Annotated in this window: 13 protein-coding genes; 8 read left to right on the plus strand and 5 right to left on the minus strand. The window is 61.4% G+C overall.

Going from position 1 to position 12,246, the window contains the following annotated elements:
* Positions 1–25: 25 nt before the first annotated feature.
* Entirely contained in the window at positions 26–1,618 is a 1,593-nt protein-coding gene (locus tag FEZ59_RS29040; protein WP_172933528.1) for a D-alanyl-D-alanine carboxypeptidase, read from the plus strand.
* A gap of 132 nt (positions 1,619–1,750) precedes the next feature.
* Entirely contained in the window at positions 1,751–2,413 is a 663-nt protein-coding gene (locus tag FEZ59_RS29045) for a GAP family protein (RefSeq protein WP_172933529.1), read from the plus strand.
* A gap of 51 nt (positions 2,414–2,464) precedes the next feature.
* Here FEZ59_RS29045 and FEZ59_RS29050 read toward each other — a convergent pair whose 3' ends face one another.
* Entirely contained in the window at positions 2,465–3,928 is a 1,464-nt protein-coding gene (locus tag FEZ59_RS29050) for a cellulase family glycosylhydrolase (RefSeq protein WP_070385288.1), read from the minus strand.
* A gap of 180 nt (positions 3,929–4,108) precedes the next feature.
* Between FEZ59_RS29050 and FEZ59_RS29055 the strand changes: the two genes are divergently transcribed.
* Positions 4,109–4,438: a hypothetical protein gene (locus tag FEZ59_RS29055; RefSeq protein ID WP_133053431.1), complete on the plus strand. Its 330-nt coding sequence runs from the start codon at positions 4,109–4,111 to the stop codon at positions 4,436–4,438.
* Here FEZ59_RS29055 and FEZ59_RS29060 read toward each other — a convergent pair.
* Positions 4,430–5,371, minus strand: coding sequence for a LysR family transcriptional regulator (locus tag FEZ59_RS29060; protein WP_080910495.1), 942 nt, complete (start codon positions 5,369–5,371; stop codon positions 4,430–4,432). The genes FEZ59_RS29055 and FEZ59_RS29060 overlap by 9 nt on opposite strands.
* A 121-nt stretch (positions 5,372–5,492) precedes the next feature.
* Between FEZ59_RS29060 and FEZ59_RS29065 the strand changes: the two genes are divergently transcribed.
* Positions 5,493–6,752: an MFS transporter gene (locus tag FEZ59_RS29065; protein WP_097388197.1), complete on the plus strand. Its 1,260-nt coding sequence runs from the start codon at positions 5,493–5,495 to the stop codon at positions 6,750–6,752.
* Here the strand turns inward: FEZ59_RS29065 and FEZ59_RS29070 are convergent.
* Positions 6,739–7,353 (minus strand): TetR-like C-terminal domain-containing protein, encoded by a 615-nt coding sequence (locus tag FEZ59_RS29070; protein ID WP_080910497.1) that lies wholly within the window; start codon positions 7,351–7,353, stop codon positions 6,739–6,741. The genes FEZ59_RS29065 and FEZ59_RS29070 overlap by 14 nt on opposite strands.
* A 105-nt stretch (positions 7,354–7,458) precedes the next feature.
* On the opposite strand from FEZ59_RS29070, the gene FEZ59_RS29075 reads away from it, so the two are divergent.
* A complete protein-coding gene (locus tag FEZ59_RS29075; RefSeq protein ID WP_031331571.1) occupies positions 7,459–8,640 on the plus strand; it encodes a GDSL-type esterase/lipase family protein in 1,182 nt (393 codons plus the stop codon).
* Between the two features lie 31 nt (positions 8,641–8,671).
* Here FEZ59_RS29075 and FEZ59_RS29080 read toward each other — a convergent pair whose 3' ends face one another.
* Entirely contained in the window at positions 8,672–9,160 is a 489-nt protein-coding gene (locus tag FEZ59_RS29080) for a nitroreductase family deazaflavin-dependent oxidoreductase (protein WP_172933530.1), read from the minus strand.
* Positions 9,161–9,329: 169 nt separating this feature from the next.
* On the opposite strand from FEZ59_RS29080, the gene FEZ59_RS29085 reads away from it, so the two are divergent.
* Together FEZ59_RS29085 and FEZ59_RS29090 are read left to right on the plus strand one after the other, a co-directional pair.
* A complete protein-coding gene (locus FEZ59_RS29085; protein WP_172933531.1) occupies positions 9,330–9,836 on the plus strand; it encodes a VOC family protein in 507 nt (168 codons plus the stop codon).
* A 52-nt stretch (positions 9,837–9,888) separates the two neighbouring features.
* On the plus strand, positions 9,889–10,719 hold the full coding sequence (locus FEZ59_RS29090; RefSeq protein ID WP_346343257.1) for a MerR family transcriptional regulator: 831 nt from the start codon (positions 9,889–9,891) through the stop codon (positions 10,717–10,719).
* A gap of 19 nt (positions 10,720–10,738) precedes the next feature.
* Here the strand turns inward: FEZ59_RS29090 and FEZ59_RS29095 are convergent, their stop codons facing one another.
* A complete protein-coding gene (locus FEZ59_RS29095; RefSeq protein ID WP_153211278.1) occupies positions 10,739–10,912 on the minus strand; it encodes a hypothetical protein in 174 nt (57 codons plus the stop codon).
* 245 nt (positions 10,913–11,157) lie between these two features.
* On the opposite strand from FEZ59_RS29095, the gene FEZ59_RS29100 reads away from it, so the two are divergent.
* Positions 11,158–12,207, plus strand: coding sequence for a biotin/lipoate A/B protein ligase family protein (locus FEZ59_RS29100; protein WP_172933533.1), 1,050 nt, complete (start codon positions 11,158–11,160; stop codon positions 12,205–12,207).
* The last annotated feature ends 39 nt before the right edge of the window (positions 12,208–12,246 follow it).

A 12,246-nucleotide genomic window follows, 5' to 3' on the forward strand; every position in this document is an offset into this window, starting at 1 on the left:
CAGTCATGCATCCTCAGGAGCGTCCATGCCGCACCCCACATCAGTTCGCGCCGTCGCTGCGTTGATCAGCGTCGGAGTAGTCCTCACCGCATGTTCAGCGAAGCCGTCGAATTCCGATTCCGCATCGGCTCCGGCGCAACAGGTTCCCGAGGAGGCAGCCCGCATCATGGCCACCGATCCGTACGCCATGGCTCGGTGGTCCTATCTCTTGGTCGACCCCGCCACCGACGAGGTGATTTACAGCAACAATGCTGATAGCTCGATGTTTTTGGCTTCCCAGACCAAACATTTCACCGTCGGCACCGCCTACGACACCCTTGGTGTAGACCGCACTGTCACCACCCCCGTTTATGCCACTTCTCTCCCCGTCGAGGGCACCCTTACCGGTGATCTGGTGCTGGTCGGCTCCGGTGACCTCGCGCTCGGTGGGCGCAACGCCGCACAAGGCCGATTCGATTTCGCCACCGACGGCATCGACCACGTCTACGCCGATGCCCTGCCAGGAGCCGTTCTCGCGCCCGGTGATCCGCTGGCAGGCCTGAACGATCTCGCACGACAAGTAGCCGACGCCGGCATCACTCGGGTAAACGGCGACGTTCTGGTGGACCCTCGTCTGTGGGACACATACTCGACAGTCGAAGGCCTGGTCCCGTCGATTTTCGTCAACGACAACCTCGTCGATATCCAGGCGAGTCCGGGTGCGGTAGGTGAGCCCGCCACCATCGACATGCTTCCCGGCAACGGCCTGTTCCGCGTCGATGCTCAGGTCACCACGGGTGAGGAAGGTAGCGACTCGACTCTGAAGGTTGCGGCCGATCCGTCCGATCCCACCCGGATCAACGTGACCGGGTCGGTGCCGGCTGGAAAGACATCGCTGACTGTCTATCGCATTACCGACGCGCCGACGTGGGCGCGTCAGCTGTTCGTAGAAGCACTGCGACGCAATGGAATCGAGGTTGCATCGGTATCTCGTACGAACAGCACGGCTGCCCTGCCTGTCGATCGGACATATTCAGGAAGTCGACAAGTTGCGAGCCTGCAATCGGCACCAATTTCGGAGTCGGGAGGGATGATTCTCGCGACAAGCTACAACACGGGCGCGAACACTTTCTTGTGTCTGTTGGCAGTAGCGACAGGATCGTCGTCGTGCAGCGACGGTCTTCCCACCGTGCGGGCACTCGCCGAGAAGGCAGGTATTGCAGCATCCGACCTGGTGGTCATGGACGGTCAGGGTGGAGACCCGTCACAATCGACGCCCGCAGCCGTCCTCCAGTGGCTCGACTGGGTGGACCAGCAGCCATGGGCCGATACGTTCTGGGCAGGTCAACCCGTACTCGGTGAGCGAGGCTCGTTGTCGGGCGTGGGAACCGACAGTCCGGCAAAGGGGAAGGTCATCGGTAAGACGGGAACATCCGCCGACGTCGAATCTGACACCGGCAGGTTGATAGTCACTCTTCAAGCGTTGTCGGGTTACATGATCACCCCCGACGATCGCCGACTTCTGTTTGTCGTCGTCGTCAGCGATGCAGTGTTTCCCGACCTGCCTAGGGGCGTGTTCCAAGTCGGGGGAGACGTCGGTGGTGTTGCCGCTGCATTCCAACAAGCACAGACGAATTGACGGGGCGAGACGGAGGTCCGGCGTTCGGGCGCTCATCCCTTTCGAATGAGGCACGAACGATGTAGGCGCACAGAGTGTCAGCATTGGCGCGCAGCGGTATCGACTGCGTCCCGATGAGAAACGAGTTTTGACATGGGTTCCGTTATCGGAGATCTCCTCCCCATAGCTGTCGGTGTCGCCGTGTCTCCGGTAGCCGTCATCGCCACGATCTTGATGTTGCTCTCCAAGCGCGCGGGTAGCACCAGCATCGGGTTCGCGTTGGGTTGGCTGCTCGGAATCTTCATTGCCACAGTTCTTTTTGTCACCCTGTCCAGTGCCCTCAGCACCTCGGACAATGGACCGTCTGCCACGGTATCGTGGATCAAACTCGCTCTCGGTGTCCTCCTGTTGGCGGTCGCGGTCAAGCAGTGGCGAGGGCGCAGCGGCGAACACGAAACACCGAAGTGGATGCAAGCCATCGACGAGATGACCGCGGTCAAGGGGTTGGGCCTAGGATTCGCGCTCGCCGCGATCAACCCGAAGAATCTGCTGATGTGCATCGCGGCGGGAGTGTCGATCGGCTCGGCGTCGCTGGCGACCAGTGGAGTGATCGCCTCTGTCCTTGTCTTCACGATCATCGCCAGTTCAACGGTCGCGATCCCGGTCATCGGATACCTGGTGGCTGCTGATCGTCTGCGCGAGCCGTTGGCCAAGCTCAAGGTCTGGCTCCAAGACAACAACACCACGGTGATGAGCGTGTTGATCTTGGTCGTCGGAGTTGTTCTGATCGGCAAAGGAATCGGCGGAATCTTCTGATATCCGCTCTTTCGCGTGGTGTGAACGTGCGATTCCCGGATGATCGTTCGATCAGGCGCGCTTGACCGCGTAGTCGCCATCGGCGTGGCCGATCAGTTGCCAGCCGCCCTCGATCGGGGACAGTCGGACGTCAGCGAGATTCGTGGTCTCGAGCTGTGGCCGGTCGGTGCCGGGGTACCAGGCTTCGACCTGTCCGGTACCGGTCCCGGTAAACCCGTTGCGCGACAACTCCGTCAGTGTGCCGGGCGCTGCTCGCGGATAAGCACGCGAGAGAGGCCCGGCAAATCCCTCTACGAGCCCGAGTGATTCGCCGGAAGGGCAGTCGATGCGATTCAAATTTCCTTGCGGCTGGTGGGTATTGCCGTCCCGAACCGGGTGGGGGTCACCGCACGCTTGTGTCCACGACCACCACGCGCCGCCCATCCGGTACTTGTCGGTGGCGTCGACGAAGCGGTCGACGTCTGCTCCCTGCTCGCCGGCATCCCCGAACCAACCCCATTCACCCGTCCACAACGGGGCGTCGTACCAGGCGGCAGCGCGGTCGGCGATCTTGAACCCGTCTTCGATTCCGGGGAATTCGCTACTGACTGTTATCGATTCGCTGTAGAGATGTGGCGAGAAGACCACCAGAGGATCGGTCAGGTACTGGCGTGGGGGCAGCGCGTCGAAGCCGAATGCCGACCAGATCGCGCTGGGCTCGAAGAACACGAGGTGCGGAAATCCGCCTGATTCGGCCTGTCTGATGGCGTCGGTGGCCCGCTTGTAGAACTGCCCGATCTGATCAGCGGCGGTGAATGGATCGCGCAGGCCGGGATTCGGTTCGTTCAACAGGTCGTATCCGGCCACCGCCGGTTCGTCTTTGAACTCGGCGGCCAACCGCGCCCACGTAGCCACGAGGCGACTCTGGATTCCTTGCTCGTCGTCGTAAAACGCCTGGAAGGCATGGGCGATCGCCGGTGCGGCTTCCCGGAGTCCACCGATGTTGCAGGTCGTCCATCCGCCGGTCAGGGTTGCCCACTCCGGTGCGCCGTCCCAGCCGACTCCCGGCTCCATGAAAGACGGGCACGACTGGTCGCTCGGGGTGCCGACGTACGGGCCCCATGCGTCCTGATGCATGTCGAGAACGGTGTAAATGCCGTGATCTTTCGCGTTCTGGACTGCGCCTCGAATCCGGTCGACATACGCAGTGTCGAATGCACCGCGGGTCGGTTCGAGGAGGGACCACGCGACGTTGAGTCGGACGACGTTGAAGCCCAGCGCGGCCATCTGCGCGAAGTCCGTTCTTCCCAGCGGCGTAACGGTGGGTAGACCGGTGCCGTTGGTTGCGTAGTCATTGAGACCGTTGGCGTTCACGCCGCGGAGCAACACCGTTCGTCCGTCGACGTCCTTGATCGTTCGATCTGCGACGGTCAGTTGGGGGAGAGTCCAGCCCGGATCCGGAGGTGAAGCGTTTGCCGCCGGGGCTGCAATCTGGATAGCTAGGATTGCAAGGGTGGCAAGCAACAGCGCGCGCATCCGGTGACCTTTCTAGACAAACGTCCAATTCGGAGATGAGGGTAGCGTGAGAACGCCTCCTCCGGGGCGCTTTGCACCGTGCTGAATAGGCAAGTTTGTCGCGTACGTGAGTCGCTCCACCTGGAATTTGGCCCACGAGGCGTCGCCTGGGCGGGACTGGCGGTGATTTACACTGAGCGCGTGGCACTCTCCCGGACACAGATCTATACCTTTCGCCTTCCGGCCGAGTCGGCTTTCGCGTTGGGGCACAACACTTTGACGGCCATCTTCGGCAACGTGAGGCAGATCGGTCCAACAGCACTGCAGTCAAGCTCGAAGATCAGCTTGTCGAGTTGGGGTGAGCACGTCGTGCTCGAGGTGCGTCCGGCGCCAGGTGGGTCCGCGGTTGCGGTCACGAGTAGTTCGGCGCTCAGTACGCAGTTCCTCGATTGGGGGAAGCACCGAAAGAACATCGATCGAGTCTTTGCTGCCTTTGCGCAATCCGTCGATGAGGCCCAACGGTCAGTGTGAGACAGCAGGCGTCGGCATCCATGAGTCGGTTGTCCGACGGGCTTCGTGCTGACTCTCGAGATAGGCGAGAAGAATGCCGAGCACCGGATGCGCATTGTCCTCGCGCCAGATCAGCGAGTGTGGGTAGACGGGCGTTGGGTTGCGGAGCGGAATGCGTCGCAAGTCGTAACCGGCGGGCCAGAGGTATCGATCTCCTTGGCCGACAAGTGTTGCCAACTCGGTAGATTCGGCGATTGCGTCGAGGAGTGCCTCGGTTCCGAAGTTTGGGCCGATCGCATCAATCGTGAGACCGAATGTGGACGAGAGTTGCTCGTAGTACTCGGACCACTCGGTGCCTGGGACGATGCCGGGAATCCAGATCCGGTGATCGGCGAGTTGAGTCGGGGTGACGGACGGTGAGCCGGCGAAGGGGTGCGAAGGTCCGACTAAGACTTGGAGCGGATCCTCGAGTAGGCCGGTAATTCTGATGCCGTCAGGTACTTCACCGCTCGTCTTCATCACCGCGCGGATGGTCGCGTCGATCTCGCCGGATCTGACGGCAGCGATCGCGGCGACAGCGTTCGAGGTAGACAGAGTGACGACGTCGAGGTCGATTCCAGGGTTGGCGCGGTAGAAGTCCTGGATCAGAACGGCGGGCGCGATCCGACGGTTGAGGACATCGACCCGCAGTGCGCGCCGGCCCGGATGCACAGAGGCGACGGCTCGCTCGTGGACTCGAAGGAATTCGCGTGCATGGGGCAAAAGCGCCTGCCCGTCGATCGTGATCTGTGCGCCCCTCGGCGTGCGATTGAACAGTCGGACATCCAATTCTCGCTCCAGCGCGATGATCCGCTTGGATGCTGCCTGCTGGCTGATCGACAGCTCGTCTGCTGCTGCTTGAAACTGCCCGAGATCGGCTGCCACGACAAAAGTTCGCACGGTGTCGAAGTCCATCTCCCGATCGTATGTACACCACCGATGGTTGTGGCACGGACGCCTCGCAGTTGATTGCTACAGGTCACACAGCTGTGATTCGATCCTCGTTGTCGAATATCGGTGGTCACAGGGGGTGGACGTGGAAGCTCAAAACGCGCGACTTGGTCGAGAATTCGGGTGGTTGTGGTTCGCGTACGTCTCCAGCACTGTCGGCACCTGGGTGGGATTCGGTGCTCTACCCCTCATCGCGATCCAGGTTCTCGATGTCAGCACCTTCCAGGTGTCCATGCTCGCGGCCGCCGGGCTGGCAGTCGGTGCCGTGATTGCAGTACCTCTCGGCGGGAAAGTCGAATTCCTCCGCAAGCGGCCAGTGATGATCACGACGGACCTTGTGCGGTTTTGTGTACTGATTTGCGTCCCGGTGGCATTTGTCATGGGTTGGTTGACATTCACGCTGCTGCTTTTGGTCTCGATCGTTGTTGCGGCAGCCGATATCGCATTCGTGGCAGCGAGCGGCGCCTATCTCAAGCACCTGCTGAAACCATCGCAACTTCTGGTCGCCAACGGGCGGTTCGAATCCACGACTTGGGCCGCCACCGCAGTTGGTCCGCCGTTGGGTGGTGGAGCAATCGGAATGTTGGGTCCGGTTGTCACGGTGATCGCCAACGCCGGTTCATTCCTGGTCTCGGCAGTCGGGTTGTATGCCATCCGAGGACAGGAGGTTCGCCCCGATCGGCGCGACGAGCCGACGCCGAATCTGAAGGCGATGTTCGACGGTTGGAGATTCATCCTCGCTGACTCCGAACTGCGGCCACTCTTTTTCAACACGGTGTTGGTCAACGCCCTCATAATGGCGACCGAACCACTACTGGTTGTTCTGCTCGTGGGCGAACTCGGGTTTTCGCCTTGGCAGTACGGCCTTGCATTCGGCCTTCCATGCCTCGGTGGCTTGATCGGCGCTCGGTTGGCTCCGCGGCTAGTCGCGCGTTACGGGCGACGCAGAGTTATGACCGTCTCCGGTGTCCTGCGAGCCTGCTGGCCAGTTGGACTTGTGTTCGTCGCCCCAGGTGTCGGCGGACTCGTGGTTGTCATCGCAGTTGAATTCCTCTTGATCGCCTGCATGGGAGTTTTCAATCCGATCTTCGCGACCTACCGACTCGAAAGGGTTGCGACTGATCGTGTTGCCCGCGTTCTGACGGCCTGGTCAGTGACCAACAAAGCCGTCATTGCGCTGTTGACCGCAGGGTGGGGTGTAATGGCGGTGTTCACTGGCACACACGCTGCAATCGTCATTTCCGGTGTACTGCTACTTGTTACGCCGATCTTGCTCGTCCGCAGCGCTCCCGAACCTCGACGATTGCCTGGGGAGAAGGAAACGCAGGACGCTACGCCTCGCTGATGGAGGTGTTTGCTTCGACCGAAAATCGATTCTGCGGAGCGGGCCAATTGGTCAGCATCGAATCGAGAGCCTCGAGGATCCTGGACCAGCTTTCGGCGCTGTCCGGTGCACTGTGGCTGAACGATCCACCTAACTCCAGGCTGGCATATCCATGGAAAACGCTGCCTAGCAACCGAACTGCGTGAGTCTGGTCGAGGTCGGTGAGGTTGTATCCGCGCAGAATCGATCGCATCATCTGCGAGTGTCTGAAGCCCGCGCTCGCTGCTGCGTCCTCCGGGGTGAGGCGCATCTGTGACGCGGCGTACCGGCCGGGGTGTGCCTTCGCGTAGTCGCGATAGACGTTCGCGAAGGCGGTCAAAGCGTCGCGGCCGGACCGACCGGCCACGGCGTCGGCAGCCTGGTCGGCCATCTCCTCCAAAGCGAGCAACGCGATTCTGGTTTTGAGGTCGTTCGAACTTTTCACGTGGGAGTACAGGCTTGCGACCTTGACGTCGAACTGCCTGGCGACTGCCGATACGGTCACGTGCTCGAAGCCGACCTCGTCGGCCAATTCCGCGCCCGCCATCGCGAGGCGGTCGGCTGTGAGTCCTGCGCGAGGCATGTCAATCGGTCCTGTTCGTTGGGAGGGTAAACCACTTGCCTAAAGAGTATAGGCAAATTACTATCAGCAGTAGCAAACTTCCGTAAACGATTTCAGGTGAATGAAATGCACAGCCAGAGCAGCTGGATTACTACCGAAATTTCCGACGACATCGTGCGCGGAGCCCTCGAAATCGAACGGACCGAACGCGGTGTGCTGACGCACCGCCTACCTGCCAAGGCTCGCACGCAATTCGCTGACGGGCAGATGGCAATGGCGCAATCACAACCGTCCGGAGTGCGGCTAGTATTCCGAACCAGCGCCACGAGCATCGAACTAGATACTCTGCCCACGAAAATGATCTACACCGGCGCTCCGCCGAGGCCGCAAGGGGTGTACGACCTGCTCGTCGACGGCGAACTGGCCGGGCAAGCAAGCGCTACGGGCGGCAATACGGTGACGATCGACATGGCTACCGGTACCGCTCAGAGGCAGTCCGGACCTGTCAGTATCATCCGTTTCGCGGAGCTGCCCGCGCGATCCAAGACCGTCGAGATCTGGTTGCCACACAACGAGACCACCGAACTTGTCGCATTGCGAACCGACGCGCCACTCGAACTCGCGGTTGATACGAAGCGCCGCGTGTGGCTCCATCACGGAAGCTCGATCAGTCAAGGATCCGGCGCTGAAAGTCCCTCCGGCACTTGGCCTGCTCTTGCAGCCTCCGTCGGCGGCGTGGATCTGATCAACCTCGGGTTCAGTGGCAGTGCTCTGCTGGACCAGTACACCGCCCGCGCGATGCGCGACACTTCTGCTGACCTGATCAGCATCAAGATGGGGATCAATCTGGTCAACTCCGACGTGATGCGCTTACGGGCCTTCACATCTGCAATGCACGGCTTCCTCGACACGGTACGTGACGGTCATCCAGTGGCTCCGCTGTTGGTCGTTTCGCCCGTCTATTGCCCGATCCACGAGGACACACCGGGGCCTGGCGCCTTCGACTTCGACGCTCTTGCCAGAGGCGAAATGCGATTCGTTGCCACCGGAGATCCCGCCGAGCGGGCATCCGGGAAGCTGACGCTGCGCTCGATTCGGGAAGAGTTGGCGCGCATCGTAACCCAGCGGTCAGTCGATGATCCCAATCTGCATTACATCGACGGGTGTGATCTCTACGGTGCCGCGGAGAACGAAGAGTTGCCGCTTCCCGATCAGCTCCATCCGGACGCTGCAACGCATCGTCTCATCGGCGAACGCTTTGCCCAACGTGTATTCGCAGACGGCGGTGTATTCGCCGGCGAGGTGTAATCGCGCAATCTGATTCGGCTCACACCACCACTCACATCACGGTGAGCCGAATCAGCGGGTACTTGCGATCGGACTTGCTCTGGTACTTGGCGATTCGGGGCTGGGCGGTGGCCACTTGGTGCCACGCTTGCTCGCGATCGTCGCCTTCGAGTTCGTGAGCTGTGACTGGTACGGCATTTCGGCCGGGCATCTCGATAGACACTCGATCGGGATGCGCCACCACATTCGAGTGCCAGTCCGGGTTTCGACCGCCGCCGCCCGAAGCCACGATCAACAGACCGCCCCTGCCGTCGGACAGGTGCATCAGCGGAGTCTCTCGGAGTTGCCCGCTGCGTCGGCCTACCGTGTGCAAGATGAGGACGTCCATTCCCATGAATGTGCCTTTCCCGCGCCGAATCTTGCGATTCGTGCGGGCGTTCGCGTTCCGCTGCATCCACCGTGACAGTGCGCCGGGACCGCCGGACTTCGGTTCGCTGTGATTCCCGATGGGATCGCTCGGTGTTGGATCCGTCTGTGCCATGGTCGGCTACCTCCAGTTTGTCGGCGTGAGCGTCGTTTCGACAAACCTATGAGGATTGCGGGCTCGGTGCTTCTCGATTTCTGATCACTGTATTTTCCGGTCACTGTGTTTTGTGATCGGATTTCACACGATTTGACCCTGACGTAGCGTGAGGGCTCACGATGATTTCATGACCGATACCTACCCAGCATTCGACATCAGCCCCGTCCCTGTCCCTACGACCGATGCCGTGCCTCCGGAACAGTTCCGAGGTCTCTACGGTATGCCGATGTTCGTGTCGGTTCCGACTTCGGATCTGGCCGAATCGGCAGACTTCTGGATCCGCGGGCTCGGTTTCTTCGACCTCTTTTCGGTGCCTGATCGACTGACGCATCTGCGGCGCTGGGCATTTCAAGACGTTCTGCTCGTGCCCGGCGAGCGAGCAGATTCACCACCGTCCATCAGCGTGAGCTTTGCGTGTGTGCTGAGTCAGATGGACCAGATAGCAAAGGCGTGTGAGGAATTGCGGCCCGGATGCACCAGCGGTCCAGACCTGAAGCCGTGGAATTCACTGGAGTTGGAGATCGTGACACCGGAGAACGCGCGTGTGATCATGACGGCCGCTCGTCCGTACGACCCGAACAGTGCCGAGGCCGAGCATCTGCGAGGTATGGGAATTGACGGACCCGACGACTGAACAGAAGTCTGACGCGGTGGTCTCGCGCACCGCGTCTGTCAAACTGGATGCCGTGACGGATCAACTCTTCGGAGGCGAGGCAGACAGTGCTCTTACCGTCGGTGCTGCCGCATCTCGGCTGGGCATAACTGTACGTACCCTTCATCATTGGGACGCAATCGGTTTGGTGTGCCCATCCGGGCGCAGTGACGGTGGCTACCGGTTGTACACCGACGCCGACCTCGGCCGAATTGGTCGCGTACTTGTCTACCGCGACGTGGGCTTGTCGCTCGACGAGATCGGGATACTGCTCGAATCGCCGGTAACCCACGTGGACGAAACACTGCGCGGGCAGCGCGCCGAGTTGCGACAACGGATTGCCGACTTGGAGCAACGGGGCGAGTCCTTGGATCGCATCATCGATGCCAGGAAGTTCGGTGTGCTGTTGCCGGCAGACGAGCAGGTGTCGATCTTCGGCCGTCACTGGCAGCCGTCATGGGGACTGGAGGCGCACGAGCGTTGGGGTGACAGTGTGCAGTGGGCGCAGCACGCGGAACGGTCGGCGGGTAGGACCGCTGAGGATTGGCAGAAGATCGCCGACTGCGTCGAGGCGCTCAACGAAGATCTGGCGTTGGCGTGCCGCGCGGGTGTCGAACCGGGAAGCGCCGAGGCGAATTCGCTGGCAGAACGCCACCGAGCGTCGATCGGGGTCTACTTCGACTGCACACACTCGATGCAGGTGTGTCTGGGGCGGATGTACGTGGCCGATCCGGGATTCTCCGAGTTCTACGACGCGCTGTTCTACGAGACGGTCGAGGCCGGTCTGACCGCGTGGCTCCGCGCTGTCATCGATGCGAACGCTCTGGCCCATGGAGTTGTCCCCGAATCGGCGACATGGGTGTGAGTGAGCTGGTGGTCGCTCGTCAGTCCAAAGACGCGCAGGCAGTGCACCACGGTCGGCCGTCGACCCCGGGGGCACGATGGGGTACTGCGATGCGCGCGGCCAAAATGCAGCTTTCGTTGTCGTGATAGACGTCGAGATCCGAAGGAACCGTCGAGTGGAACGCCGGGACCTTCATGTCTACCTCCGTTGTCACTCGCCAGAGAGTTGGCTCGTTGCGGTAATCCTCCCACCCCAGCGATCATCTCGCCTGTCGGAAGAAGCAGGTGTCAAGGCAGGGGCCGACACGGGCTGTCCTCGCCGCGCGATCATGCAGCCGCACAGCGGTTTACAGGTGTGAGTGCCTGATCGCCCTTCCGGTCGAACCGATGCGCACTGCGCGCGCGGTGTGATCTTCGACGGCGCTCACCGCAGAGAATCGCACAGGGATAGGCTGGACGAATGCGTGGAGAGTACAAGGTTCCTGGTGGAAAACTGGTCGCGGTCGACGTCGAGGTGGCGGACGGTCGGCTGGCCGAAGTCGCAGTCTCGGGGGACTTCTTCCTCGAGCCCGACAGTGCGCTCGACGACATCAACGCGGCGTTGCGCGGAATGCCAGCCGACTCGGATGCAGAACAGTTGGCACAAGCTATCTCCAGTGCGCTCGACGAGTCCGTCTCGATGATCGGCTTCACGCCCCAGTCGGTCGGTATTGCGATCCGGCGCGCACTCGGTCACGCCACGAGTTGGGCGGATCACACGTTCGACCTCATCCCACCGGTGGTTCTGGACCCAGCGATGCACGTCGCGCTGGACGAGGTCATCGCGCGTGAGGTGGCATCGGGTGAGCGTCCGCCGACACTGCGATTCTGGGACTGGGACTCGCCCTTGGTCGTGATCGGATCGTTCCAATCCGTGCGTAACGAGGTCGACTCCGAGGCTGCTGCGCGGCACGGCATCGGCGTGGTGCGCCGAATCTCCGGTGGCGGCGCGATGTTCATGGAACCTGGCAACTGCATCACGTACTCGTTGGCAGTACCGGCGTCGTTGGTCGAAGGTTTGAGTTTCGAGCAGTCCTACGCGTTTCTCGATCAGTGGGTGATGGGAGCGCTGGCCGAGGTGGGTATCAACGCTCGGTACGTGCCGCTCAACGACATCGCCTCGGACAAGGGCAAGATAGCCGGCGCCGCTCAGAAGCGATTCGCGTCCGGCACCGTGCTCCATCACGTGACCATGGCCTACGACATCGATGCGGAGAAGATGACGCAGGTGCTGCGAATCGGGCGAGAGAAGATGTCGGACAAGGGAACCAAGAGCGCAGCCAAGCGGGTCGATCCGCTGCGTTCTCAAACCGGAATGACGCGTGCAGCGATCCTGGAGTCGTTTGCGCAGCACTTCCGCGGCCAGTACGACACCCGTGACAGCGGCTACACGGACTCGGAGTTGGAGCAGGCGCGCAAGCTGGTGGACACGAAGTTCAGCACCGAAGCGTGGACTCACCGCGTCCCGTGACGCCGTTGTCTCGAGACACCGACAAACCGGGACGAGACC

Source organism: Rhodococcus sp. MS13 (genome assembly GCF_013277835.1).
In the GTDB taxonomy this organism is placed as follows: Bacteria; Actinomycetota; Actinomycetes; order Mycobacteriales; family Mycobacteriaceae; genus Rhodococcus_F; species Rhodococcus_F erythropolis.